General features: G+C 66.6%; 25 protein-coding genes. 13 read left to right on the top strand and 12 right to left on the bottom strand.

What is annotated here, in order from left to right; genetic code table 11:
- Window positions 1-331 (top strand): IS66 family transposase (locus C4S71_RS15305; protein ID WP_146064612.1); only part of this gene is annotated, 331 nt, incomplete at its 5' end.
- 112 nt (window positions 332-443) lie between these two features.
- Window positions 444-1,127 (top strand): hypothetical protein, encoded by a 684-nt coding sequence (locus tag C4S71_RS15300; protein WP_234245557.1) that lies wholly within the window; start codon window positions 444-446, stop codon window positions 1,125-1,127.
- Between the two features lie 64 nt (window positions 1,128-1,191).
- Here C4S71_RS15300 and C4S71_RS15295 read toward each other — a convergent pair whose 3' ends face one another.
- Window positions 1,192-1,434: a GlsB/YeaQ/YmgE family stress response membrane protein gene (locus C4S71_RS15295; RefSeq protein WP_086510792.1), complete on the bottom strand. Its 243-nt coding sequence runs from the start codon at window positions 1,432-1,434 to the stop codon at window positions 1,192-1,194.
- A gap of 85 nt (window positions 1,435-1,519) precedes the next feature.
- Complete coding sequence (locus C4S71_RS15290) at window positions 1,520-2,074, bottom strand: DUF924 family protein (protein WP_086510791.1); 555 nt, start codon at window positions 2,072-2,074, stop codon at window positions 1,520-1,522.
- A gap of 82 nt (window positions 2,075-2,156) precedes the next feature.
- Here C4S71_RS15290 and C4S71_RS15285 point away from each other — a divergent pair, with 82 nt between their 5' ends.
- From C4S71_RS15285 to C4S71_RS15260, 6 genes are all read left to right on the top strand, one after another.
- The gene (locus C4S71_RS15285) at window positions 2,157-2,348 is read left to right on the top strand and encodes a hypothetical protein (protein ID WP_086510790.1); all 192 of its coding nucleotides are present in this window, start codon (window positions 2,157-2,159) and stop codon (window positions 2,346-2,348) included.
- 85 nt (window positions 2,349-2,433) lie between these two features.
- Window positions 2,434-3,468: a GlxA family transcriptional regulator gene (locus C4S71_RS15280; RefSeq protein WP_235014509.1), complete on the top strand. Its 1,035-nt coding sequence runs from the start codon at window positions 2,434-2,436 to the stop codon at window positions 3,466-3,468.
- A gap of 19 nt (window positions 3,469-3,487) precedes the next feature.
- Window positions 3,488-4,666, top strand: a complete 1,179-nt coding sequence (locus C4S71_RS15275; RefSeq protein ID WP_103969696.1) for an MFS transporter — start codon at window positions 3,488-3,490, stop codon at window positions 4,664-4,666.
- 26 nt (window positions 4,667-4,692) lie between these two features.
- Window positions 4,693-6,084, top strand: a complete 1,392-nt coding sequence (locus C4S71_RS15270; RefSeq protein ID WP_086510787.1) for a YcjX family GTP-binding protein — start codon at window positions 4,693-4,695, stop codon at window positions 6,082-6,084.
- On the top strand, window positions 6,081-7,130 hold the full coding sequence (locus tag C4S71_RS15265; protein ID WP_086510786.1) for a YcjF family protein: 1,050 nt from the start codon (window positions 6,081-6,083) through the stop codon (window positions 7,128-7,130). Before C4S71_RS15270 ends, C4S71_RS15265 begins: the two co-directional genes overlap by 4 nt.
- A 99-nt stretch (window positions 7,131-7,229) precedes the next feature.
- Window positions 7,230-7,670 carry a universal stress protein gene (locus C4S71_RS15260; RefSeq protein ID WP_103969695.1) on the top strand — a complete coding sequence of 147 codons (441 nt, stop codon included), beginning with the start codon at window positions 7,230-7,232 and terminating at the stop codon, window positions 7,668-7,670.
- 72 nt (window positions 7,671-7,742) lie between these two features.
- Here the strand turns inward: C4S71_RS15260 and C4S71_RS15255 are convergent, their stop codons facing one another.
- The 7 genes from C4S71_RS15255 to C4S71_RS15225 form a co-directional block, all read right to left on the bottom strand.
- Window positions 7,743-8,864 carry an ABC transporter ATP-binding protein gene (locus C4S71_RS15255; protein WP_086510784.1) on the bottom strand — a complete coding sequence of 374 codons (1,122 nt, stop codon included), beginning with the start codon at window positions 8,862-8,864 and terminating at the stop codon, window positions 7,743-7,745.
- Between the two features lie 37 nt (window positions 8,865-8,901).
- Window positions 8,902-9,780, bottom strand: a complete 879-nt coding sequence (locus C4S71_RS15250; protein ID WP_103969694.1) for a carbohydrate ABC transporter permease — start codon at window positions 9,778-9,780, stop codon at window positions 8,902-8,904.
- Window positions 9,773-10,705, bottom strand: a complete 933-nt coding sequence (locus tag C4S71_RS15245) for a carbohydrate ABC transporter permease (RefSeq protein ID WP_086510782.1) — start codon at window positions 10,703-10,705, stop codon at window positions 9,773-9,775. Before C4S71_RS15245 ends, C4S71_RS15250 begins: the two co-directional genes overlap by 8 nt.
- 78 nt (window positions 10,706-10,783) lie before the next feature.
- Complete coding sequence (locus C4S71_RS15240) at window positions 10,784-12,052, bottom strand: ABC transporter substrate-binding protein (RefSeq protein ID WP_103969693.1); 1,269 nt, start codon at window positions 12,050-12,052, stop codon at window positions 10,784-10,786.
- A gap of 122 nt (window positions 12,053-12,174) precedes the next feature.
- Window positions 12,175-13,662 carry an ATP-binding protein gene (locus C4S71_RS15235; RefSeq protein ID WP_103969692.1) on the bottom strand — a complete coding sequence of 496 codons (1,488 nt, stop codon included), beginning with the start codon at window positions 13,660-13,662 and terminating at the stop codon, window positions 12,175-12,177.
- Window positions 13,659-14,381 (bottom strand): response regulator, encoded by a 723-nt coding sequence (locus C4S71_RS15230; protein ID WP_103969691.1) that lies wholly within the window; start codon window positions 14,379-14,381, stop codon window positions 13,659-13,661. Before C4S71_RS15230 ends, C4S71_RS15235 begins: the two co-directional genes overlap by 4 nt.
- A gap of 133 nt (window positions 14,382-14,514) precedes the next feature.
- On the bottom strand, window positions 14,515-15,312 hold the full coding sequence (locus C4S71_RS15225) for a Cof-type HAD-IIB family hydrolase (RefSeq protein WP_086510778.1): 798 nt from the start codon (window positions 15,310-15,312) through the stop codon (window positions 14,515-14,517).
- A gap of 203 nt (window positions 15,313-15,515) precedes the next feature.
- Between C4S71_RS15225 and C4S71_RS15220 the strand changes: the two genes are divergently transcribed.
- The 5 genes from C4S71_RS15220 to siaD all read left to right on the top strand — a co-directional run bounded on the left by C4S71_RS15220 (window position 15,516) and on the right by siaD (window position 21,412).
- Window positions 15,516-17,456, top strand: coding sequence for an exoribonuclease II (locus C4S71_RS15220; protein WP_103969704.1), 1,941 nt, complete (start codon window positions 15,516-15,518; stop codon window positions 17,454-17,456).
- A gap of 170 nt (window positions 17,457-17,626) precedes the next feature.
- Complete coding sequence (gene siaA, locus C4S71_RS15215; RefSeq protein WP_103969690.1) at window positions 17,627-19,702, top strand: biofilm regulation protein phosphatase SiaA; 2,076 nt, start codon at window positions 17,627-17,629, stop codon at window positions 19,700-19,702.
- Window positions 19,702-20,232: a biofilm regulation protein kinase SiaB gene (gene siaB / locus C4S71_RS15210; protein ID WP_103969689.1), complete on the top strand. Its 531-nt coding sequence runs from the start codon at window positions 19,702-19,704 to the stop codon at window positions 20,230-20,232. The genes siaA and siaB overlap by 1 nt, the downstream gene beginning before the upstream one ends.
- 17 nt (window positions 20,233-20,249) lie before the next feature.
- Complete coding sequence (gene siaC / locus C4S71_RS15205) at window positions 20,250-20,639, top strand: biofilm regulation phosphoprotein SiaC (RefSeq protein ID WP_103969688.1); 390 nt, start codon at window positions 20,250-20,252, stop codon at window positions 20,637-20,639.
- Window positions 20,636-21,412: a biofilm regulation diguanylate cyclase SiaD gene (gene siaD / locus C4S71_RS15200; protein ID WP_086510774.1), complete on the top strand. Its 777-nt coding sequence runs from the start codon at window positions 20,636-20,638 to the stop codon at window positions 21,410-21,412. Before siaC ends, siaD begins: the two co-directional genes overlap by 4 nt.
- A gap of 73 nt (window positions 21,413-21,485) precedes the next feature.
- Here the strand turns inward: siaD and C4S71_RS15195 are convergent, their stop codons facing one another.
- From C4S71_RS15195 to C4S71_RS15185, 3 genes are all read right to left on the bottom strand, one after another.
- On the bottom strand, window positions 21,486-22,355 hold the full coding sequence (locus C4S71_RS15195; protein ID WP_086510773.1) for an urea carboxylase-associated family protein: 870 nt from the start codon (window positions 22,353-22,355) through the stop codon (window positions 21,486-21,488).
- Between the two features lie 72 nt (window positions 22,356-22,427).
- On the bottom strand, window positions 22,428-23,750 hold the full coding sequence (locus C4S71_RS15190) for an HlyD family type I secretion periplasmic adaptor subunit (RefSeq protein ID WP_103969687.1): 1,323 nt from the start codon (window positions 23,748-23,750) through the stop codon (window positions 22,428-22,430).
- Window positions 23,747-25,501, bottom strand: coding sequence for a type I secretion system permease/ATPase (locus tag C4S71_RS15185; RefSeq protein WP_103969703.1), 1,755 nt, complete (start codon window positions 25,499-25,501; stop codon window positions 23,747-23,749). The genes C4S71_RS15190 and C4S71_RS15185 overlap by 4 nt, the downstream gene beginning before the upstream one ends.
- Between the last annotated feature and the right edge of the window lie 316 nt (window positions 25,502-25,817).

Below are 25,817 nucleotides of genomic sequence, written 5' to 3'. Positions count from 1 at the left end.
AGGCCGGGCCAAGCGCACCAAGTCGCGCAACCTCCTGGAACGCCTCCAGGCGTACGAGGACGACGTGTTGCGCTTCCTCGACGACCCTGCCGCTCCCTTCACCAACAACCAGGGGGAACGCGATCTGCGAATGACCAAGGTCCAGCAGAAAATCTCGGGCTGTTTCCGCTCCTGGGAGGGTGCTGAGATCTTCTGCCGCATGCGTAGCTTTCTCTCGACCGCCGTCAAGCAAGGGGTAGCGGCGCATACCGCACTGGAGCAACTGTTTGCGGGGGAGGTGCCAGCCTTCATGCAGCAAGAAGCCCCGACTCAGCCAACCGGTGCTGAATAGTTACCAAAAGAAAACATTAATCGCTTCAAGCCGTCTCCCGCTCCGGCCGATACTGGGTAACTGAACGAGGCGGCCAGTACCGCGAACGATGGCAGGAACGAGGATTGAATCGATGCAAAGGATGATGGCCACCGGCGTGATCGCCACTCTGTGCCTGCTCGGTATGACCCAGGCCCAGGCTCAGGACAGCAACCGAATAACGCTGGGGGCGGTTGCCGGCACCACCGGCGTGGGCGCCGACGTGGCGTGGCGTTTCACCGATCGTCTAGGGGTCTCGGCGCGCTACACCGGCGGACTGGAGTGGAACACCGACTACAGCACCAGCGACGTCGACTACGACGGCGACGTCAACCTGGCGGCCAGCAAGCTGACGCTGGACTATTACCCCTTTGCCGGCGGTTTCTTCCTCAGCGCCGGTCTCATGCTGTCGGATATCGATGCCGACATCGTGGGCCGCCCGCGCCATGACCTCAACATCGACGGCCGGAGCTTTTCGGCCGACGAGATCGGCACCCTGAATGGCACCATGACCCTCGCCGACGGCGTGCAGCCCTATGCCGGGGTGGGCTGGCGCCAGTCGCACCGCAACGGCTTCGGCGTGTTCGCCGAGGCCGGCGTGATTCCCACCGACCCCGAGGTGTCGCTGAGAACGTCCGTCGGTTATGAGGATACGAACCTGCCGGGCTCGGGGCTGCTGCGTCAGGAGCTGCGCCGGGAGGAGCAGCGGCTCGAGGATGAAGCGAAGAGATGGCCGGTCTATCCGGTGGCCGTCATCGGCGTGAGCTACACCTTCTAGCAGCAGGCTCCAGACGACTCGGCCCGGGCAGCTGCCCGGGCCGAGTCGTTTCACCGCATCGAGGCTAGGCCTGCCGTACCTTGGAGATGATCCACAGCAGTACTACGGCGCCGACAGTCGCCGTGACCAGCGAGCCAATGAAGCCGCCGGCCTGAAGCCCCAGCAGACGAAACAGGAAGCCACCGATCACGGCTCCCACGATCCCCACGCCGATGTTGGGCAGGATGCCGAATCCGCCACCGCGCATGATGTTGCCGGCGATCCAACCCGCCAGCCCGCCGATGATCAGCCAGGCGATAAGTCCCATGTCGTCTCTCCTCTCCTTTTGGTCGGTCCTGTCCCCAGAGGGGCTGATAATGGTGCCTGAGCGCGGCTTCCCTGCAAAGCGTAGCTCAGAACGACGAGCCGGGCTGTTCGAGAAACGCCAGCTCAGCGGCGCTCGACTCACGGCCGAGAATGGCATTGCGGTGCGGGTAGCGGCCGAAACGCAGCAAAATGTCACGGTGCAGGTGCTCGAAACGCAGGTTGTCCTCCAGCCCCGGCTGGTCGAACAGGCGCAGTGCCTCGTCGTGCACCTTGAGCGACTCGCTGTGCATGTAGGGCATATAGAGAAAGCTGCGCCACGTCACGTCGAGCTCGCCGTCCAGCCCTTGAGCCACGGCCTCCTGAGCCAGCACCAGCGCCATGGCGTCCTGGGCGAAGGACCGAGGGTCGTTCCGGTATAGATTGCGCGAAAACTGATCGAGTACCAGGATCTCGGCCAGCCGCCCCTGCGGCGACTCGCGCCAGTGCCACAGCTCACCGGCCGCCGCCGCGCCGTGCAGCACGCTGAAGCGCTCGCGTATCGTGCCGTCGAGCGTTTCGTCCTTGCGAAACCACTGGGCAGGTTCGAGCTCCTCGAACCAGAAGGCAATCACCGCGTCGCGGCCGGGCAGGCTCTCGCTCATGTCGTGTCCTCAGGTTTCATGCTCTTGATATCATGGGCCCGGGCTGCGTTTATTTCACCCTCCGTTCACTTCGGGAGACACCATGACGCCCATGCTCGGCATGTTCACCTTCATCTTCAATCTCATCGGCCTGGTGATCTGTCTGGCCGGGCTGACCCTGGCACAGCGCCGGGGAAAGCTTCAGCAAACGCGCTGGCCCGGTTATACCCTGGCCGGGCTCGGCTTCCTCGTCGCCACCACGCCGATCTGGATCCAAGGACTGCTGGTCCAGTAAAGCAGCCGGCCGGATGTCTTAATCGGTGGGATATCCGTCATTGCAGACATCCAGCCGTCGGCGGAAACTGGCAAGACATCTCGCCATGAGCGTTGCCATGCCGCATACCGTCGTCATCCTCGCCTATCCCGGGTGCCAACTGCTCGATGTCAGCGGCCCCTGGCAGGTCTTCGCCTCGGCCAACGATCTGAGCGGCCGTGAACTCTATCGCTTGCATCTGGCCGCCGATGCGCCGGGCAGCGTGGCAACCAACGGCGGCCTGCCGCTGCTGGCCGACACGGCCTGGAGCGATCTTGCCTCGCTCGGCCCGCTGGATACGCTGCTCGTGGCCGGCGGTCGCGGTATCGTCACCCAGCGACAGCGCCCGGCACTGCTCGCCGCCTTGCGCGATCAGGCACGCCAGGTTCGCCGGCTGGGCTCGATCTGTACCGGCGCCTTTCTACTCGCCGATGCCGGCTTGCTGGACGGCCACCAGGCCACCACCCACTGGCGGCACTGTACCGAGCTGGCCAGCGAGTACCCCAAGATTCGCGTGGTGCCCGATGCCCTCTACGTCGAGTCGGCCGGGCGCTTCACCAGCGCCGGGGTCACCGCCGGCATCGATCTGGCCCTGTCGTTGCTCGAAGCGGACCATGGCAGCACTCTGGCCGGCCAGGTCGCCCGCGAGCTGGTGCTGTTTCTGCGCCGCCCCGGCGGGCAGTCGCAGTTCAGTGAGGTGTTGCGCAGTCAGAACCGCGCCCAAGGGGCGCTGCGCAAACTGCTCGACCGCCTCCACGCCGACCCCGGCGCGCCCCACTGCCTGGAAGGCATGGCCGAGTCGATCGGGGTCACGCCGCGCCACCTGTCGCGGCTGTTCCGCCAGCAGCTCGCCACCACGCCCGGCGCCTACCTGACCCGACTGCGCCTGGAGCAGGCCCGCCTGGCGCTGGTGGCCAGCGAGCGGTCGCCGCCGCTGGAACCACTGGCACGGCAGTGGCGACTGGGCGGCGCGGAGCAGCTGAGACGCCTGTTCCAGCGCCATTACGGCATTTCGCCCAGCCTCTACTACCAGCGCTTCGGCCCCAAGGGCCTGGTTGCGACAGCGACAGCCACCACACCTCGACTCTCGAACGATGGATGAGCGCCCCCAGGAGGCCACCATGCCCTTCAACGTCATGCTGCTGTCGCTGTGCCAGGCCCTGCTGGTGAGTGGCAACATTCTGCTGATCGCGGTTTCGCCGCTGATCGGCGCACGCCTCGCCCCCGACCCGGCCTGGTCCACGGCGCCGGTCGCCACCCAGTGGCTGGGGCTGATGTGCGCCACCATTCCCGCCTCGCTGATCATGGCGCGACTGGGGCGCAAGCGCGGCTTCCTGCTCGGCAACCTGCTGGGACTGGCCGGCGTGGTCGTGGCCGCCCAGGCCCTGGTAACCGAGACCTTTACGCTGTTCATGCTGGGCACCTGGCTGATCGGCATCGGCATCGGCTTCGGTCAGCTGTATCGCTTCGCCGCGGTGGAAGCCGCACCGCTGGCCCTGCGCGACCGGGCCATCGGCCTGGTGATGGGTGGCGGCGTGCTGGCCGCCTTCTTCGGCCCGTGGCTGGCCCGCATCAGTCGCGAAGCGGCCGTCACGCCTTTCCTCGGCAGCTTCATCGGTCTGGGTGTGCTCTACCTGGTGGCCCTGCTGGTGCTTCTGGCGACCCGGCTGCCACCGGCCGAGCAAACCCATGGCGACGGCCAGCCGCGGCCGCTCGGCGAAATCCTGCGCCAGCCGGTGTTCGTGGTGGCGGTGCTCTCGGCGCTGATCGGTTACGGCGTGATGAACCTGGCGATGACCGCCACGCCGCTGGCCATGGCCGGGGCCGGCCACCACTTCGACCACGTCGCCACCACGATCCAGTGGCACGTGCTGGCGATGTTCCTGCCCTCGTCCTTCACCGGGCATCTGACCGCACGCTTCGGCGCACCGCGCATGATCGTCGCCGGCTGCGTGCTGCTGGCGGCAAGCGGCCTGGCCGCCCAGGTCGAAGCCGGCGTGGCGGGCTTCCACTTCGCCTTGATCCTGCTCGGGCTGGGCTGGAACTTCACCTTCCTGCCCGCCACCGGGCTGCTCACCGAGACGTACCGGCCGGTGGAGAAGGCCCGTACCCAGGCTGCCAATGAGTTCCTGGTGTTCTCCACCGTGGCCGTCACCGCGCTGCTGGCCGGGCCGCTGGTCAACCAGCTCGGCTGGGCGCTGCTCAACGCCCTGCTGATGCCGCTGTCGCTGGTTCCCATCGCGCTGCTCGGCTGGCAACGCCTTGCCAGACGCCGCCAAGACCCTCACATTAGCGGCTGACACTGCTGTGAAGGGATTCCTCGCCAATGCGCCAGTCGCTCACCCGGGAGCTGACCAACCTGATCGAACGTGGCCGCGACCGCCAGCTGCGGCTGGCGGTCACCGGGCTTTCGCGTTCGGGCAAGACCGCCTTTCTCACTTCGCTGGTCAATCAGCTGCGTCATGCCGGTCTCGAGGCACGGCTCGATCTGATGCCGGCTGCCCGTGAGGGGCGTCTGCTGGGGGCCCGCCGGGTCAGTCAACCCGACCTGGGCGTGCCGCGCTTTCCCTACGACCAGGCCATGGCGGCGCTGGATGCCGAGCCGCCGCGCTGGCCCGAGCCCACCCGCGGTATCAGCGAACTGCGCCTGTCGATCCGCTATCGACCGGCACGCCGGGGCCTGCTGCGCGCCGACACCGCCGAGCTCAATCTCGATCTGTTCGACTACCCCGGTGAGTGGTTGCTCGACCTGCCGCTGCTGGGTCACGACTATCTGAGCTGGAGCCGCGCCATGCTGGCCGGCGCCGGCGAGCAGCGCCGCGCCCTGCTGGCCGAATGGGAGCGCGTCGCCGCCGGGCTCGACCCGGCCGCCGAGGCCAACGAGGCCGAACTGGCCGAGGTGGCCGCACTCTACGCCCACAGCCTGCAGGCGGCCCGCGAGGCGGGCTTCGCCAACCTGCAGCCGGGCCGCTTCCTGCTGCCGGGCGACCTGGAAGGCGCCCCGGTGCTGCAGTTCTTTCCGTTGCCGGCACTGGCAGATGCCGACGATTCAGCGCTGGCCAAACTGCCCCCGGAGAGCGTCTACGCCACCCTCGCCGCCCGTTTTCGCCACTATCAGCAGCATATCGTGCGCCCCTTCTATCGCGACCACTTCCGCCGCTTCGACCGTCAGATCGTGCTGGTGGACGTGCTCGGCGCGCTGAATGCCGGCCCGGAGCGCTTCGAGGATCTCTCCCAGGCACTCGCCACGCTGATGCAGAGCTTCGATTACGGCAAGCGCAGCCTGCTCTCGCGGCTGTTCTCGCCGCGTATCGACAGGCTGGCCATCGCCGCCACCAAGGCCGATCACGTCACCCCGGAGCAGCATGCCAACCTGACCACCCTGCTCGAGGCCCTGCTGGCCGAACCGCTGCAGGACCTGCGCTACGCCAACGTGCCGGTCAAGGCGCTGTCATTGGCGGCGATACGGGCCACCGAAGCGCACGAGGTGAGCCACAGGAACGAGCGCAGCCCGGCGCTGCGCGGTACTACCCTGGCGGGAGAAGAGGTGCTGGTGTTTCCCGGCGAGGTGCCGGCGAAGCTGCCCGAGCCCGGGTTCTGGGCTCGCCAAGGGTTCGACTTCCGCGCCTTTCGCCCCGCCCCGCGGGAGGGCGGCGCCCTGCCCCACATCCGGCTCGATGCCGCCCTGGACTGGTTGATCGGAGACAAGCTGCAATGAGCGATCGTCGTCACGAGCCGCCGGGAGACGACCCGCGTCCGGCTCGCCGTTTCACGCTCGACGAGCCGGCCACGCCGGGCCCGGAGATACCGCGGCCGCGGCTCGACTTCGACAGCCATCTACCCTCCCGGCCGTTGGAAGAAGAGGCTCCCGTCAGCCGCGCCGAGCGCGACCTGGAGGCCAGCCTCGGACGCCCGCGCAAGCGCCGCTGGGGGCTGCTGACGCTGCTCGGCGGCGGCATCGTGCTGGGCAGCGTCGAACTGGCCTTGCGCCTGCCGGAGGCCCTACTCGGCGGCGACTGGCTCAGCGGCGGCTGGCATCTGCTGGGGCTTGGTGCCATCGCCCTGGGTGCCGGAGCGCTGCTGCGTGAGGCATGGCGGCTGCGTCGGCTGAAACGCCACGACGCCCTGCGCAGCCGCCTGGCCCGGCTGCCCGAGGCCGACGCGGCGGAAGCGCTGAGCCTGGCCAAGGTGCTCAAGCAGCAGCTCGGGCTCGACGACGATCATCCCCACTGGCAGGCCTTCCTTGCTGCCCGGGAGCCGCATCACGGCGGCGCGGAAATTCAACAGCTGCTGGCCCACCATCTGCTCGCGCCCCGCGACCGCCAGGCCCGGCGCCTGATCTCGCGCATGTCAGGCGAAACGGCGGTGATGGTGGCGGTCAGCCCACTGACGCTGGTAGACATGTTTCTGGTGGCGTGGCGCAACCTGGCGATGATCGATCGCCTGTGCCGTCTCTACGGGCTGGAGCTGGGTTATGCCAGCCGCCTGCGCCTGCTGCGCAACGTGCTCTACAACATGGCCTTCGCCGGCGCCACCGAGATGGCCAGCGATGCGGGGGTGGAGCTGCTCTCGCTGAACCTGGCCGGGCGCCTCTCGGCACGCGCCGGCCAGGGCATGGGCGTGGGGCTGCTCACCGCCCGCCTCGGCCTGCGCACCCAGCGCCTGACCCGCCCACTGGTGTTCGGCGAGAGTGAGGCGCCGCGCATGGCCGATCTGCGCAGCGAGCTGTGGCAGCAATTGAGACGGCTGGAAAAGCAGGAGTGATGCCGGGATCCGACCCTCCCTTGACCCGGATCATGACACTCTCTGCTCAAGGGTCTAGGCTCTTGAATATGGACAGCTCAACAACATAAGGAAACCACCATGTTCAAATCGATCCTGGTTCCCGTCGATGGCTCCGAGGGCGCCAAGAAAGCGCTCGACGTCGCCTGCCAATTGGCCAATCAGGCCGACGCCACACTACATCTCCTGCATATCCCCGAGGAGCTCTCCCACGAGACGACGCTGGTCTGGGGCATCGGTGCCATCGCCATCGAGGCCTCCCGCACGGAGCGGGAAGACATCGGCCGGCAGGTCGTCGAAAAGGCAGCCGAAGCCGCGCGTGCCAATGGCGTGTCCCAGGTAGAGACCGTCGTCGGCCAGGGCGATCCGGCACGTACCATCGTCAGCGAGGCGCGGCGGCGCGGCGTCGAAGCCATCGTCATGGGCAGTCGCGGCCTGAGCGACCTGCGCGGGCTGGTGGTGGGCAGCGTGTCGCACAAGGTCAGCCATGTGGCCGAGTGCACGGTGATCACCGTACGCTGAAGCCGTAACGTCGGCATGCACACAGGTCGCCTGCATGGGCAGGCGACCTGTGTCTTTAACGGAACAGGCGGCTCAGGCCAGGCGCTTCTCCGTCTCGCGGTCGAACATGACCGCCCGCCCCATGTCGATACGCAGCGTGAGCCGCTCGCCCGCCTTCACCCGACACTTGGGCCCGACCCGGGCCGTGGCCTCGCCGTCACCCAGCTTCAGCTGCAGCAGGATGTCCGCCCCGGTGGGTTCCACCACCGTGATGCGCGGCGTGAGTGCCACCCCCTCGGCGTACTCGCCGAGCCGCGCGTCGTCCTCGGTGAAGTGCTCGGGGCGCAGCCCCAGGATCACGCGCTCGCCGACCTTTTCGCCCAGCGCCGGGGTTTCACGCTCCTGCGGCCAGGGCAGCTCCAGCGTCTCTTCTCCCGGCGTCTCCACGCGCAGCCGGTACGCCCCGCTCCCGCCCACCAGCGTGGCGCTGATGAAGTTCATCGACGGCGAGCCCATGAAGCCGGCGACGAACAGGTCGACAGGATCGTTGTAGACCTCGTCGGGCGAGCCGAGCTGGAGGATGCGACCGTCGCGCATCACTGCGATGCAGTCGGCCAACGTCATCGCCTCGATCTGGTCGTGGGTGACGTAAACGATGGTGGTGCCCAGGCGCTGGTGCAGCTTCTTGATCTCGGTGCGCATGTCCACGCGCAGCTTGGCATCCAGGTTGGAGAGCGGCTCGTCGAACAGATAGACCTTGGGCTCGCGCGCCAGTGCGCGGCCCATGGCGACTCGCTGGCGCTGGCCGCCGGAGAGCTGCGAGGGCTTGCGCTCGAGCAGATGCCCGATCTGCAACAGGTCGGCGACCCGCTCCACCGCCGCCTCGCGCTCGGCCTTGGGCACCTTGCGCATCTCCAGGCCGAAGCTGATGTTCTGACGCACGGTCATGCTCGGGTAGAGCGCATAGGACTGGAACACCATGGCGATGTCGCGCTCCGCCGGGGTCTGCCAGGTTACGCTCTCGCCGGCGATGCGGATTTCGCCGGAGGTGACCGGCTCGAGCCCGGCAATGGCGTTCATCAGCGTCGACTTGCCGCAGCCCGAGGGCCCCACCAGGATCAGAAACTCCCCCGAGTCGATTGCCAGACTGACGTCCTTGAGTACCTGCTCGCTGCCGAAGTCCTTGCATACGTTGTTGATTTCAAGCGCTGCCATGTCGAAAACCTCTTGTTATTCGGTGGTACAGAGGGTCTCAGCCCTTGACCGAGCCTGCCGTAAGCCCACGGACGAAATATTTTCCCGCCAGCACGTAGACGATCAGCGTGGGCAGCGCGGCAATCATTGCCGCCGCCATGTCGACGTTGTATTCGCGTGCCCCGGTGGAGGTGTTGACCAGATTGTTGAGCGCCACCGTGACCGGCTGGGTGTTGTGGGCCGAGAAGGCCACGCCGAACAGGAAATCGTTCCAGATCTGAGTGAACTGCCAGATCACCGAGACCACGATGATCGGCGCCGATACGGGCAGCAGGATGCGCCAGAAGATGCGGAAGAAGCCGGCGCCGTCGAGCTTGGCCGCCGATACCAGCTCGGTGGGTACCGCCACGTAGAAATTGCGGAAGAACAGCGTGGTGAAGGCGATGCCGAAGATCACGTGGACCAGGATCAGCCCCGCCCGCGAACTCGACAGCCCCAGCCAGCCCAGCGTCTGCGCCATGGGCAGCAGCACCACCTGAAACGGGATGAAGCAGCCGAACAGCATCAGCGCGAAGAGCAGCTCCGAGCCCTTGAAGCGCCACTTGGTCAGGGCGTAGCCGTTGAGCGCGCCGATGGCGGTGGAGATCAAGACCGCGGGCACCACGATGGCAATCGAGTTGAAGAAGTAGACCCCGATGCCCTCGCAGCGCATGCCGGTACAGGCCTCGCCCCAGGCCTTGACCCAGGGCACCAGGGTCGGCTCCCGGGGCAGCGAGAGCAGCGTGCCGGGGGTGATTTCGGCCAACGGCTTGACCGAGGTGATCAGCATCACCGCCAGCGGCAGCAGATAGAACAGCGCGGCCAGCAGCAGCACGGCGTAGAGCATGGCCCGACCGAGCCGTGCGCCCAGCGTACGGCGGCGAATCACGTTATCCATGACGGCGGCTCCTCAACTCCGAGTAGAGATAGGGAATCAGGATCGCCAGCACGCCACCCAGCATCAGCATGGCGCTGGCCGAGCCCAGACCGATCTGCGCCCGGGTGAAGGCGTGGGCGTACATGAAGGTGGCCGGCAGATCGGAGGCGTAGCCGGGCCCGCCGCCGGTGAGCGCCACCACCAGGTCGAAGCTCTTGATGGCGATGTGCGAAAGGATCATCACCGCGCTGAACACCACCGGACGCAGGCAGGGAATCACCACCCGCCAGTAGATGCGCGGCAGGCTGGCGCCATCGAGCTGGGCGGCCTTGAGAATGCTGTCGTCGATGCCGCGCAGCCCGGCGAGAAACAGCGCCATGACGAAGCCGGAAGCCTGCCACACCGCGGCGATCACCAGGGTGTAGACGGCCATGTCCGGGTCGACCAGCCAGTCGAAGCGGAAATTCTCGAAGCCCCAGCTGCGCACCATGGCCTGGATGCCGAGACCGGGGTTGAGCAGCCACTTCCACACCACGCCGGTGACGATGAACGACAGCGCCATGGGATAGAGATAGATCGTACGCAGCGCGCCCTCCTGCCGAATGCGCTGGTCGAGCAGGATGGCGAGCACGAGGCCCAATGCCAGGCAGATGGCCACGAACAGACCGCCGAACACCACCAGGTTGGTGGAAGCCACCCACCAGCGGTCGTTGGCCATCAGCCGCGCGTACTGGGCGAAACCGACGAACTCGTAGCTGGGCAGCATGCGCGAGTTGGTCAGCGAGAGAACGAAGGTCCACAGCATGAAGCCATAGACGAAGAACAGCGAGATGGCGGCAGAGGGTGCCAACACCAGCTTGGGCAGCCAGGCCTGGAGCAGGCCTGAGTGGCTGCGTCGGGCAGTGGAACCGGCGGTCGGGCGTGCCGCCGAACTTGACAGGGACATAGCGGGAGACCTCGGGCTTGAGCGGCGTACCACCAGGGCGAACCTGGATTGCAGGTTCGCCCTATCGGTTGGCTACGGTCAGAGCGCGGCCTGGGCGGCGTTGACCATCCGACGAGCGGCTTCTTCGGCGGCCATGTCACGCGAGTTGAAGTAGTTGGTCACCACGTCGAAGATGGCGCCCTGGACGTCGGCACGTACCGCCATGCCGTGGGCCATGCTGGGTACCAGGCCGCCCTCCTCGGCGGTGCGCTGGAAGTCGTCCATCGACTGCTGGGCACACTGATCGAACTCGCTCATGTCGAGATCGGGCCGGGCGGGGATCGAGCCCTTGGCCAGATTGAAGGCCTCCTGGAAGGTCGGTTCCAGCACCAGCCGTGCCAGGGCCTGCTGCGCTTCGCGCTCCTCGCCCTCGACGCGGAACATGGCCAGGCTGTCGATGTTGAAGGTGAAGGCGTCCTGAGTGCCCGGCGCCGCGGCGCAGAGATACTCCTCGCCGGCGGTGAGACCGGCAGCGGTGAACTCGCCCTTGGCCCAGTCGCCCATCAGTTGCATGCCGGCGCTGCCCTCGATCACCATGGAGGTGGCGATGTTCCAGTCGCGACCCGACATGTCGGCGTCCATCAGCTCGCGCAGACGCTTGAAGGTCTCCAGCGCCTCGATCATCCGCTCGCTGCCCAGCGCCTCGGGGTCGAGCTCGACCAGCGCCTGCTGGTAGAACTCGGTGCCGCCGCTTGCCAGCAGCACGCTCTCGAACACGGTGGCGTCCTGCCAGGCCTGGCCGCCGTGGGCCAGCGGAATGTAGCCCGCCTCGCGGATCGCCTCACCGGCCGCGAACAGTTCGTCGAGAGTGGTGGGCATCTCCACGCCGGCGGCGGCGAGCACTTGGGGGTTGGCCCACAGCCAGTTGACCCGGTGCACGTTGACCGGCACCGCCACATAGCTGCCGTTGTGACGCATGACGTCGGCCACCGTAGGCGGCAGCAGCTCGTCCCAGCCTTCGGTCTCGGCCACCTCGTCGAGCTCGCCGAGCAGACCCAGCTCACCCCACTCCTGAATCTCCGGTCCCTTGATCTGGGCGGCCGACGGCGGGTTGCCGGACATGGCCCGTGACTTGAGCACGGTCATGGCCGTTTCGCCGCCGCCACCGGCCACGGCAAAGTCTTCCCAACCGTAGCCCTCGGCTTCCATCAGCTCCTTGAGTACGTTGGCCGCACGGGCCTCGCCGCCCGAAGTCCACCAGTGAAGGACCTCCACCTCGGCGGCCTGAACGCTGAACGTCAGTGACGCCGCTGCGGCGGTGGCCAGCGCCAGGGCCGTCTTGCGGAAGGGATTCGCGAGAAGGGTCATCGGCATGCTCCTGCTGTTGTTATTGACTGCTGTTGAAACCGGACATGGCCGGCATGCCAGTAACGTTAACCGAGAGCGGGTGTGAGCGGGGTTACCTAGTCCTGCAAAGCATTGCAGCCCTATTACAGCGGCGTAACATCCTGCGGACGCGGCAGCGTGAGCGTCACCACCAGCCCGCCCTCGGGATGGTTGGCCAGCGCGATGTCGCCGCCCATGGCGCGGGCGATGTGCCGGGCGATGCCCAACCCCAGACCGCTACCGCCGGTGTTGCGACTGCGTGAGGGTTCGAGACGCACGAAGGGAGCGAATACCCGCTCGTGCTGGGCCTCGGGGATGCCCGGCCCGTGATCGTGGATGACGATCGTCAGGCGCTGCGGCGAATCGACCAGCGTCACCTCGGCACGCCGGCCGTAGAACACCGCGTTCTCCAGCAGATTCGCCAGGCAGCGCTTGAACGCCAGCGGCTTCGCCGGCAGCGCAGCGGCATGCCCCTGAAGCGTCACCACTCCGCCCTGCAACGTCAGCTCGTCGGCCAGCTCGGCCAGCAGTGCGCCAGGCTCTACCTCCGCCATCTCCTCGTGCAGGTCGAAGCCCTTCACCGAGGCCAGCGCCCCCTTGACCAGCAGATCGAGCTCGTCGAGCGAGGCACAGAAGCGCTCGCGCTGTATCGGATCGTCGAGCATCTCGGCCCGCAGGCGCAGCCGGGTGATGGGAGTCTTGAGATCGTGGGAGATCGCCGAGAACAGACGCTCGCGCTCGTCGACCTGGTCGCGAATGCGCTCCTGCATGCGGTTGAACGCCGCCGCCGTGGCGGCGACCTCCCGCGGCCCACTCTCCCGCAGCGGCGGCGCATCGAGATCGTCGCCAAGCTGGCGCGCCGCTCGCGACAGCCGTGCCAGCGGTCGGGTCACGCTGCGAATCCCGAGCAGGGCCAGGCCGATCACCGTGAGCAGTACCATCAGGCTCGCCAGCAGCCGCTCGCCCGACAGCCAGCCATGTTCGTTGAACAGGTCGGGCACCGGCAGCAGCGTGGCCACGTAGAGCCAGGTATCGGGGCCGAGCTCCATCTGCACCACCAGGATCGGCGGCGACAGCGGCTCCATCAGCAGGCTGTGCTGGCCCCAGCGCGGCGGCAGGTCATGCAGCAGCACCTCGTTGTTGTAGACGCGCAGGGTCTCGGCGCGGGAGAACTCCACCAGCACGTCGTCGATGTTCAGCTCGGCGGTGAGGATCTCGCGGAAGTTGTCCACCACCAGGCGTTTTTCCGGCCCTGTGCCGATGTCCTCGACCGGGATGCGCCGCTCGTTGACGCTGACGAAGAAGCGGGTGCCGCCCATGTTGCGCAGCTGATCGAGCACGATATGACGATACTCGAAGGGCAGCGAACGGAAGAAACGCATGGTCGAAGCCACGCTGAAGGCGACGTTGCGCGACAGCTCGTCGAGCTGCTCGAGCTGGCTGGAACGCACCTGGGAGGTCCACACGACGTAGCTGGCCAGCTGGGCACTGAGCACGCCGACCAGCATGATCAGCACGAAGCGTCCGCGCAGGGTACGCGGCAGCAGGCGCGCCAGGCGGCGCTGCCAATGGCGGCGCGCCCCCTCGTTCACGTCAGCGCTTCGACCCGGGCAGTGAAGACGTAGCCCGCACCGCGTACGGTACGGATCATCTGGTGATAATGGGCATCCTCGCCCAGGCGCTGACGCAGCCGACAGACATGCACGTCGATGGAGCGATCCAGCGGCGGTGCAGGACGCCCGCGGGTCAGCTCATACAGCGCTTCCCGCGAGAGCACCTGCTCGGGGCGCTCGAGAAACACCTGCAGCAGTTGGAAATCGGCCCCCGAAAGCGGCGTGCGCTCGTCGCGCTCATCAATCAGTTCGCGGGTCATGCGGTCGAGCCGCCAGGCACCGAAGGCCACCAGCCGCGCACGGGACGGATCGGCCGGCGAACCGCCGCGGGCGCGCCGCAGCACCGCCTTGATGCGTGCCAGCAGTTCGCGCGGGTTGAACGGCTTGCCCAGGTAGTCGTCGGCGCCCAGCTCCAGACCGAGAATACGGTCGGTCTCGTCGGCGCTGGCGGTGAGCATGATGATCGGCACGTCGCTGTCGCGGCGAATGTCGCGGCAGATGGTGAAGCCGTCGTCGCCGGGCAGCATGATGTCGACGATCAGCAGGTCGGGGGTTTCGCTCGTCAACAGGCAGTGCAGCGCCTCGGCATCCTCGGCGGCCAGGGCGCGGTAGCCGTGACGTCCGAGGTAGTCGACCAGCAGTTCGCGGATTTCGGGGTCGTCGTCGACCACGATCAGAGTGGCGGGCGTTGTGGTCATCGTCTTCCGATGGCAGGGGCGATGCCTGGAGCAGGCAACGCCGTGAATCGTTGTCGTTATGGCATTCGATGATGGGCATGCACGCGCGGCACGGCAAGGGGGCCTAGACCAACGTCGCAACGCTCACGCCATCCTAGAGGGAAAAGCGCTCCTGCAGGTGTCGGGCCACGGCGCTTTCGGCGTGATGACCGATGCGGCGAGCCACGGGTACCCGCTCGAACAGCGCGGGATGGGCATTGGCCATCACGTGGGCTTCGCCGGCGAGACTGAGCATCTCGGTATCGTTGAGGTTGTCGCCGAAGGCCAGGCAGTGCTCGCTATCGATGTCGAGCGTGGCCAGCAGCGCCTCGAGCGCCGTGCCCTTGTTGACGCCGCCGGCCATGATCTCCAGCGAATTGACCGTGGAATAGGTGACGTGCAGGCGCTCCCCGTGGCTTGTGCGCACCTGGGCCTCGAGCCCGGCCAGCCGCTCGGGCTCGCCGATGTAGAGCACCTTGCCCACCCCTTCGCCGTCCAGGCTCGCCGGCTCGACCACGCGATAGCCGAAGCCGGTGTGGGCATGGTAGGCCAGCAGGCGCGGCTCGGGGGCGTCGATCAGCCACTCGTGTTCCAGATAGAGGTTGAGGCGCACGCTGTCGTGGCGCTCCAGGGCGATCAGCTCACGGGCCAGTTCCGCCTCGAGATGGCGCGAGGCCAGCAGGTTGCCTTCCGGCCCATGCAGGTAGGCACCGTTGGTGCTAATCACGTGGAGCGGCACGCCCAGCCGCTCGCGAAAAGCCAGCATGTCGCGGAAGTGGCGCCCCGAGGCGAAGGCCAGATGGTGCCCCTGCCCGGCCAGCAGGCGCAGGGTCTCGACGGTCTCGGGGTGCAGGTCGTGGTTGGCGTCGAGCAGGGTGCCGTCGAGGTCGGAGACGATCAGGTGCGGTGTCATGGGGTCCATTCCTTCGAATACCCGATACAGGCTAGGCAGCCTAACGCAGCCGGCAAGGCTTGCCCAGCGCACGCGGCACTTCTGCCCTGCCCCTCGCAGCGCTGCGGCAACCGATTGTTTTGCCGTGGCCGGCCCGGCAACGTTTGGCGCCGGCTGCTGGAATCCGTATAGTGGCCCTCCTATCCCGCCACACGTTCGTGATCATGCTGCAGAACAACCCGCTGCTCGCCCAGCTCAAGCAACAGATTCGTGAGACCACGCCGCGCGCCGAGGGGGTCATCAAGGCCACCGACAAGGGCTTCGGCTTCCTCGAAACCGACGACGGCCAGTCCTACTTCGTGCCGCCGCCTGCCATGAAGCAGGTGCTGCATGGCGACCGCGTCCAGGCCGTGATTCACGAGAATGGCGACAAGACTTCCGTCGAGCCCGACACGCTCCTCGAAGCGGGCCTGAGCCGTTTCATCGCCCGAGTGCAGAAGCGCGATGGCCGCCTGGCCGTGGTGCCCGACCACCCGTCGATCAACACCGCCCTCAAGGCGCGTATCAAGAACAGCCTCGACGAGGCCAGCATCGGCGACGCCGACTGGGTCGTGGCGCGCCTGGTGCGCCATCCGCTCAAACCCGACGATCGCGCCTTCTTCACCCAGATCGACGAGCTGGTGGCCAAGGCCGACGACCCGGCCGTGCCATGGCGGGTGACCCTGGCGCGTCATGCGCTGGAGCAGGAGTGCCCCGAAGCCGGCAACGACTGGCCGCTGCGCGACGAGGGCCTCGAGCGCGAAGATCTCACCGCCGAGCCCTTCTTCACCATCGACAGCGAGAAGACCCGCGACATGGACGATGCGCTGCGCATCGAACCGCGCGAAGGCGGCGGCTGGCGTCTGACGGTGGCCATTGCCGACCCCACCGCCTACGTCGAGGAGGGCCATGCCGCCGACCTGGAGGCACGCACTCGCGCCTTCACCGTCTACCTGCCGGGTCAGAACGTCACCATGCTGCCCGAGCAACTGGCCGACGACCTCTGCTCGCTGCGCGAAGGCGAAGAGCGCCCGGTGCTGGCGTGCACGCTGGAAGTGGAAGCCGACGGCAGCCTCGGCGACTATCGCTTCTTTGCCGCCCGCGTGCGCTCCCGGGCCAAGCTGGTGTACGACCGCATCTCCGACTGGCTCGAAGGCCAGGGCGAATGGGCTCCGGCCGAGGAGATCGCCGGTCAGCTGCAGGCCCTGCGTGACATGACAGAGGCGCGCAGCGCCTGGCGCACCGAGCATGCGCTGGTGTTCAAGGATCGTCCCGACTACGTGTTCGACCTGGACCCCGCCGGCAACGTGCTCGACGTACGCATCGAGCAGCGGCGTATCGCCAACCGCATGATCGAGGAGTCGATGATCGCGGCCAACGCCTGCTGTGCCGACTATCTCGCCGAGCATGTCGGTCACGGCATTTTCAACGTGCATCGCGCCTTCGATCCCGAGAAGACCCAGGCCGCCCATGAGTTCCTCACCGCCCAGCAGATCGAGATCGAACTCGAGGCGCTCTCCGAGCTGCCGCGCTACAAGGAGCTCAAGCGCGCGCTGGAGAGCCGCGACGACGCCTGGCTCGATGCCCGCCTGCGCCGCTTCCAGGGCTTCACCAGCATGTCGGCCCGTCCCGGCCCGCATTTCGGCCTCGGGCTGAACGCCTACGCCACCTGGACCTCGCCGATCCGCAAGTACGGCGACATGGTCAACCACCGGCTGATCAAGCGCGTGCTCAAGGGCGAGCAGGCCCCGGCCGAGGCGACCCAGGCATTGACCGAGCAGCTCACCGAGCGTCGCAAACTCAACCGCATGGCCGAACGCGACGTCAAGGACTGGCTCTACGTGCGCTACCTGACCCCTGCGGCCAAGGAGCAACAGGCCTTCGAGGCGGAGATCTTCGGCATCACCCGCGGCGGCATGCGCGTGCGTCTCACCGCCAACGGCGCCACCGCCTTCGTGCCCGCCCCGATGCTACACAGCGACCGCGACAAGGTGGCCATCGACGAGAAAGAAGGGCGCATCCAGGTCGAGGGCGAGGAGCGCTACAAGCTCGGCGACGTGATTCGCGTGGCACTGATCGAAGCGCGCGAGGAGACCCGTTCGCTGGTGGCACGTCCCGCTGAGTAGGTCGCTCGAGCATAGAGCCACCAACAACGCCCGGCCGCACAGGTCGGGCGTTCTTCGTCTTTGGTCCCTACCTATCGCTTTGCGGCCCGCTTTGTGGCATTTTTAGCTGAAAAACATCGCACCTTGAGGCTGACTTTCATCAGTCTCGTCACCGCAGGGATCTCAACACCATGACCGCTCGATGGGGGCTGCGTGGCAAGTCGATCGCGACCTTGCTGCTCGCCTGTCTTCTCGCGTTGATCCCCGCCGCCCTGCTGGGCTGGAAGGCGGTCGACGACGTACGTCGTCACTTCGCCAACGCCTATGCCGAGAACTACACCCTCCTGCATATGCAGAAAATTCACGCGCCGATATCGCGTGAGCTGGCCCTGGCCCAGCGCTTCGCCGACAACCTGGCGATGCGCCAGTGGCTGAACGATGAACGTAACCCGCAGCTACAGGCGCGTTTCTTCGAGGAGGCCGAAGGGTTTCGCCAGGACTTTGCCGACCGCTCCTACTTCGTGATCGCCGACGCCAGTGGCGACTACTACTACATCGGCGCTGCGGACATCGTGAGCACTACGCCTGCACCGCGCTACCGTCTGGACGCCACCCAGCCCAACGATGCCTGGTACTTCCAGATCACTCGGAGCAAGGAACCTTACAATCTCAATGTCAACGTCGACCATGAGCTCGACGTGACCAAGGTCTGGCTCAACGTCCAGGTGCGCGAGGGCGATACCTTGCTGGGCCTGGCCGGCACCGGTTTCGAGCTCGGCGACTTCCTCAACGCCTTCATCCGCGACGAGGCCGAGGGCCTGACCCCCATGATCGTCGACCGCCAGGGCGCGCTGCAGGCACACCCTTCCCTCGAACGCATTGCCCTGGGCTCGGGAGCGGGCGAGGTCGCCGAGGAACGTACCATCCACGCCCTGCTCGGCAGCGACGAGCAGCGCAACCTGCTTGCCGCAGCCATGCTGGCTGCCAATGCCGCTCCCGATGACGTCCAGACCCTATGGGCCACCCTCGAAGGACGCGAACGCCTGCTCTCGGTGGGCTACATCCCCGAGCTGGACTGGTATCTGATCACCGCTCTGGACATGAGCGTGGCCAACATCCTCGACCAGCGCTGGCTCTGGCCGCTGCTGATTGCCGCCGCATTGATCCTCGGCGTTCTGCTCACGGTCATCGCCCTGGCCACGGAGAAATTGATCCTGGCGCCGCTCAACCGCTTCAAGCAGTCGGCTCAGGCCATTGCCTCCGGCAACTACGACTCGCCATTACCGACCTCGCGCCACGACGAGATCGGCGAGCTGTCCCAGGCCTTTTCGCACATGGCCAACCAGGTACAGCGCCACACCCGTGAGCTGGAAGAAAAAGTGCGGGAGCGTACCCGCGCCCTCGAGCTGGCCAATGCCGAGATGGCCGCCACCCAGAAGAAGCTCAACGACTCCATCGACTACGCCAGCTTCATCCAGCGCGCCATTCTGCCCGACCGCCAGTTGGCTCTGCATCTCGAGCATCATCACGGCGTACTGTGGCGGCCGCGGGACACGGTAGGCGGCGACTTCTACCTTTTCCGCCCCGGCCGGGGCGGCTACCTGTTCGGTGTGGTGGACTGCGCCGGTCATGGCGTTCCCGGTTCGCTCATGACCATGCTGGCCAGGGCCATTCTCGACCATGCCATCCTCAAGCTCGGGCACGAGGATCCGGCAGCCATCCTCAACGAGACCGATCGCCAGAGCCGTGAAGTGCTGCGTGCCGACGAGCTGCCGACATCCGTTGCCACCAACATGGATATCGGTCTGGCCTGGGTGGATCTGGATTCGCGCGTGGTTACCTTCGCCGGGGCCAAGATCGGCCTCTACGCCAGCAACGGCACGGCACTGACGCATCTTCAGGGCGACCGTCGGCCGCTGGGCCACAAGCGCCGGATCGAATACCGCAACCAGAGCGCCGAACTTAGCCCTGGCTGGACCTATTCGCTGTGCACCGACGGGTTCTTCGACCAGGCCGGCGGCAGCGAAGGCTTCGGCTTCGGCAACTCGCGCTTCGAGGCACTGCTCAGGCAGTACGCCCAGCGCCCCCTGCCGGAACAGATGGCGGCCTTCGAGCAGGCGCTGCGCGACTACCAGGGCGATCTTCCACAGCGCGACGACATCACCCTGATGAGTTTCCGCTTCACCGAGCAGGACCGCCCGCCCGGCAGCGACCCAACCACTCCGCTCCCTGCCATGGCAGGCGCCACATCACAGGAGAATGTGTGATGAACCTGTTGAGCATGCGCAAAAGCTATCTCGAGCAGCGCATCATGCTGTGCTTCAATGGCCCGATTTCGCGTAGCCTGATCGAAGAGATCGGCAACGCCCTGCGCAATTACCTGAACTCCCAGCAAGCCACCCCGACGGACGCCATGGACGTCTTCGCCGCTTACATCGAAATGACCCAGAACATACGGCACTATGCCATGCGTCTTGGCTACGATGAGGAGACCGCTTCGGCCACGGTGGCGGTGGCCAAGGATGCCCAGGGCCACTACCTGGTTTCCGCCGGCAACCTGGTGGAATACAGCGACGGCGAAGCGCTGCTCCGCACCATCGAGTCGCTTGCCAAACTCGACAAGCAGGAACTGAAACAGGCCTACAAGAAACAGCTGCGCATGCCTCGAGGCAACGAAAGCTCCGGCGCCGGCCTGGGACTGCTGGACATTGCACGCAAGTCGAGCGAGCCGATGCGGGCCTCTCTCGAGCCACTGCCCGACGGAAGAGGCTTCTTCAGCCTCACCGCCGTGATCTGATCAGCCGAGTGTTTGTAATGACCAACGACCTCAATATTCCCGGCACCCAGTCCACACCCACCATCATCAGCGACTGGCAGGCTGGCCTACTCTCCATGCAAGGCGACTCCTATCCGGAGAACTCCTTCGAACTGTTCGATCAGGTGATCGACTGGGTCAAGCGCTTCCTCCACGACGAGTCACGCCCACTGACGCTGGAGCTTGCGCTGGTCTATCTCAACACCAGCTCGGTCAAGGCCATGATGGATATCTTCGATCTACTCGAGGAAGCGCATGGCAACGGACGCGACGTGCGCGTCACCTGGCGCTATGACCCGCGGAATGAGCGCATTGCCGAACTCGCCGAGGAGTTCCGCGAGGACTGCACCTTCGCGTTTACCATTGCCCCTGCGCAGGCCCTGGAATGACACGCGAGGAAACCGAGCTGATGGCGCAGGTCGACGCCCTGCTGGACGATCCTGCGCATGCCGACAACCCGCTGCGCCCGGCCCTGGCGCGCCTGCATGCTTTTCACCGCGCCGAGAAGCAGCGGCTGGAACGACTGGTGACGATCGCCGATGGCTACCAGCGCTACGTGCGTGAGGACGAACGCAAGGCTCAGCATCGTTATCAGAAATCGCTGCGCCGGCAGGAGAAGCTGTCGCGTATTTCCGATGGCTACCAGCAATTGATGCACGAACGCAACAGCGCCCTGCGTGAGGCCTCGACCCACGATCCCCTCACCGGGCTACCCAATCGGCGCTTGATCGACGAACGGCTGCCCAAACTGGACGAGCGCAAGCGTTACACCCTGGTGATGCTCGATATCGATCACTTCAAGCACATCAACGATCGGCACGGGCACGAAGCCGGCGACCAGGTGCTGGTATCCATCGCCCAGACCATCCGTCAGGAGCTGCGCGACTATGACCTGTGCGCACGCTGGGGCGGCGAGGAGTTCCTGCTGCTGCTGGCCGACACCGGTCTCTCCGAGGCCAGTACCATCGTCGATCGCTTGCGCCAGCGCCTGGCCGAGCAGTCGGTCCAGGTGGGTGACAGCCGGCTCTCGATTACCGCCAGCGCCGGGCTGAGCGAATACCGCGACGGCGAGGATCTGCTCAATCATACGCTGCTACGCGCCGACCAGGCCCTGCTCCAGGCCAAGCGTAGCGGGCGAGATCGCAGCTGCGTCGCCGACTGAGCCTGCAGCTTTACTGCAAAAAAGAGCCCTCAGCGCGCTGCGAAAAGAGCCTTCAGCTTTCTGCACAGCGCCCTCAGCGTTCAGCACGCCTCCGCTTCTCTGCCGTCCAGTCGACGCTGGGCCCCGTGAGGCCATGCCCGCCGGCGTATGGCGAGGGCACCGGTGGCTGCCAACCGGCCAGCAGTTCAGGCGCGAGAGAGAACACCTCGACCCCGATGGGGTGACAGGTCAACAGCGGATCGCCGGCATCCGGCCCCCACAGCTCCACCGAGAGATCGCCCCCCGGACAACAGGAGAGCGCGCACAGCAGGTCGATCTCGGCGAATAGCTCGAGGTAGTCGCCCTCCCGTGCCGGACAGGCTTTCATGAAATACTGGTCGTCCTCGTTGAGGCCGGTGCACTGGAACACGTTGAGCACGTCGTGCACGTCGAACTCGGTGAGGCCATGCGGCAGCACGGCGCGCACCAGGTTGGAGTGGCAGTGATGATCGAAGTCCTCGCCGGTGAGCAGGCGATTGACGTAGGGGTCGCAGCGGGTTCCCAGCAGGTCGTGTATACGTCCGCCCTGCTCGTCCACGCCATAGCCCGCCAGGCTATCGTCGATGATCGTGGCCATGGGGCGCAGATAGGGCAGCGTCGACCATAGCCGATCGAAAGTGGAAACGTGGGCACGTTGCAGCTGGCGGGTGCGCGAGGCCCAGAAGCGTTCCCTCGGGTTGTGCCGGTTCCACAGGTTGAGGTCGCCGACCTGCGGCCCCTCCAGGGTCGTGAGGCGCATCACGTGCCCTGCGGGCACCTGCCACGCCCGCCCCTCGCGAATCGGCACCACCAGCGAGTCGACGCGCTCCCGCGCCGACGGATCGGTCAGCCGCGAATAGAACGTTGTGTCGACGTCGAGGACGGATCCTCGGGTCGCCTGATAGGCGGCGGGTACCTTGTCCATCGTCGTTCTCCAGACTGGTTCGCCATCAGCGTAGCCGATAGCGCGCCACCTCACGTCAACGCAGCCGGACGGCTAGCCGCGCATGGCCCGGGCCAGGACGTCGCTGAACGGCTCGAGCAGGTAGCTGGCAAAGCTGCGCTCGCCGGTATGGATCATCACCTCGGCCGGCATGCCCGCCACCAGCCGCATCTCCTCGGGCAGCCGCGTATCGTCAACGGCGATGCGTGCCAGGTAGTATTCGCTGCCCGTGGTCTCGTCCACCAGGCTATCGGCGGAGAGATGAACGAGCTCACCTTCGACGGCATGGCTCGCGCGCTGGTCGAAGGCAGTGAAGCGGATGCGCGCCGTCTGCCCGGGATGCAGGCTGTCGATCTCGTGGACCGGAATGCGCGCCTCGACCACGAACCCTTCGTCTGCCGGCACGATGTCCAGTACCGCATCGCCCGGATCGATCACCGCACCGCTGCTGTGCAGGCGCAGGTCGACGACGCTGCCCGCCACCGGCGCTCGCACGGCGGTACGCCGCACCTCGTCCGCGAGTGCGGTGATGCGCTCCTCGGCCTCGGCGATCTGCGCCTGCACGTCCCGCAGCCGCTCGCCGGTCTCCTGCTGGAACTCCTGACGCAGTATCTGCCGCTGCAGACGGTTCTCGCTGATCTGCGCATCGATGCTCGCGGCATTCGACTCCTGCTGAGCCGTCTCCCCTTCCAGCTCGAGGAGGTCACGCTCCAGCTCGCGCAGACGCTGTCGGTCGCCGTGGCCACGCTCGAACAGGCTGCGCAGGTCGTCCGCCTCTTCGTCCAGCGAGGCGATACGCTGCCGGCTGACCTCGATCAGCGCTTCCAGGCCCTCGCGCTGCTCACGATACTGATGGGCCTGCTGTTCGAGGGTAGCCAGGGTGCCGTCGAGGGTCTGCCGACGGGCGAAGAACAGCCCCTGCTGCACCGCCAGCGCTTCGCGCACACGGCGCGACTGGCTGTCGTGCAGCTCGGCAGGAAATGTCAGCGTCTCGCTCCCGGCCAGCTCGGCCGACAGCCGCACTTCACTGGCTCGGTTGAGCAGGTACTGGTTACGTGCCAGCTGAAGCTGCGAACGCGCCCGGGTGTCGTCGAGCACCACCAGGACCTCGCCCGCCTCGACGCGATCGCCATCGGCCACCCGGATCTCGCTGACGATGCCGCCTTCGTAGTGCTGCACCGAGCGCGTGGACGAAGCCGCCGCCACCTTGCCCGACGCCACGACCCCCACCGCCAGATTGGCTGCCACCGCCCAGCCGCCGAAGCCGCCGAAGGCAATCAGCAGCACCAGCAGGCCGATGCGCTGCCAGGGGCGAGGATCGACGGGCGGTGCCGACGTGGTCGCGGCAGATGGCGCCGGTTCCTGCGGATAGATCATGTCCCCGCCTCGCGCGCCGTTCGCCGGGGCGGCGAGGGTCGACTCGACGGTCGTGCCGAGGCTTCGCGCCTGCTCGCGGCGGCTTCCAGCCGGGCCAGCACTTCATCTCGGGCTCCACGCAGACGCAGGCGGCCCTCGTCGAGCACCAGCAGCGTATCGACGCTTGCCAGTACGCTGCGCCGATGGGTGATCACGAACAGGGTGGCGCCATCCCCCTTGAGGCGTTCCAGCGTCGCCATCAGCGCCCGCTCACCGGCATCGTCGAGATTGGCATTGGGCTCGTCGAGCACCACCAGCACCGGGTCGCCATACAGCGCCCGGGCCAGGGCCACCCGTTGACGCTGCCCACGCGACAGCATGAGGCCGGAACGACCGAGCCGGGTCTCATAGCCCGCCGGCAGACGCAGGATCATGTCGTGCACGCCAGCCTTGCGCGCTGCCTCGACCACCTGCTCAGGGCACGGCTCGCCGAAGCGGGCGATGTTGTCGCTGACCGTGCCGTCGAAAAGCTCGATCTCCTGGGGCAGGTAGCCCAGGAAGGGGCCCAAGGCGGCGCGATCCCACTGCTCGAAGCTGGCTCCATCGAGGCGTATCGTCCCCCGCTCCGGCGCCTGGGCGCCGGCCAGCAGACGGGCCAGGCTGCTCTTGCCGGCAGCGCTCGGCCCGACGATGCCGACGTGTTCGCCGGGCTCGACGCGAAAGGCGATGTCTTCGAGCACGGCCCGGTCAGACCCCGGCGCCAGCAACGTGGCCGACTCGACCGCCACCTCCCCTCGGGGGGCGGGCAGCGCCAGGCGCTGCCGTTCGGCGGGCATCTCCCCAAGCAGCGTCGCCAACCGCCGATAGGCGTCGCGGGCGCTCACCAACCCCCGCCAGCCGCCGATCATACCGTCGATGGGCGCCAGGGCGCGGGCCAGAACGATAGAAGCTGCAATCATGACACCCGGCGTGATACGCCCTTCGAGTACCAGCAGCGCCCCCAGGCCGAGAATCAGCGACTGAAAGGTCAGGCGCAGGGTCCTGGCGAGCTGGGTCAGACCGCTGGCCCGGTCGCTCGCGCGAGACTGCAAGACGAGGGCGGCTCGATGTCTGGCCAGCCAGCGCTGCCGCAGCGTCGGCAACATGCCCAGCGAGCGGGCGACTTCGGCACCGTTCAGGCTGTCCGCGACCTGCTCGCGCGCCTCGCGATAGCGTTCTCCCGCGTCCCGCATGAGCCCCCGGGTCAGTTTTTCATTGGTCAGTGTCAGGCCGAGCAGCACCAGCCCTGCCAGGCTGGCGAAAGCGCCGAGCCAGGGGTCGAAGAGGAACAGCAGGGCCAGATAGAGCGGGACCCAGGGGGCATCGAAGAAGGCGAAGAGCGCATTGCCGGAAACGAACTGGCGCAGCGTGCGCAGGTCGTCCAGCGGTTGCACCGAGGTACGTCCCTCACCGGCAAGTTGCCGGTCGAATACGGCTCGATGCAAGCGTTCCCCCAGCCGAGCATCGAGACGGTTGCCAATACGCACCAGCAGGCGTGACCGCACCACATCGAGAAAGCCCATGACCGCCATCAGGAATAGAACGACCAGGGTAAGCAGCAGCAGCGTCTCGCGGCTGCCGGTGGTAATGACCCGGTCGTATACCTGCAGCATGTAGAGCGCCGGCACCAGCATCAGGGCATTGACGAAAAGGCTGAAGCCGAGCACCCACAGCAGAGTCGGCCGGCACTGGCGCAGCGCTCTCGCAAGATCGTCGACGGTCTCGGAGGCCATGGCTTGCATCCCTCCCGCAGAGATACTCCTGCTCGCACTCGTGGCACGCGAGCGGCGGTATGAAGGCTTGAAGCGGGGCAGCCTAACAGAGCCGCAGCGAAGCGATGACTACGGAATGATGGTTTTCGTAACGACGGGTCTTGTTATGTTGCCCGCCCCTGTCAGCGCCTCTCTTCGTTCAACAAAGCCATCCGCCTCAACCATCGTGCCTCGATGAATTTTCCTAGGCGAAATTAAGCGTTACAAAGCCGGCAAGGCGGTCCGATTTCCACCCGTTCGACGTGGCGACCGCCTGTTTTTCTCGCCGCTCAGCGTT

The sequence above is a fragment of the Billgrantia desiderata genome, assembly GCF_900108215.1.
Lineage (GTDB): Bacteria > Pseudomonadota > Gammaproteobacteria > Pseudomonadales > Halomonadaceae > Halomonas > Halomonas desiderata.
Note: the sequence above shows the minus strand (reverse complement) of the source record. Positions and strands in the feature narration are given on the sequence as shown.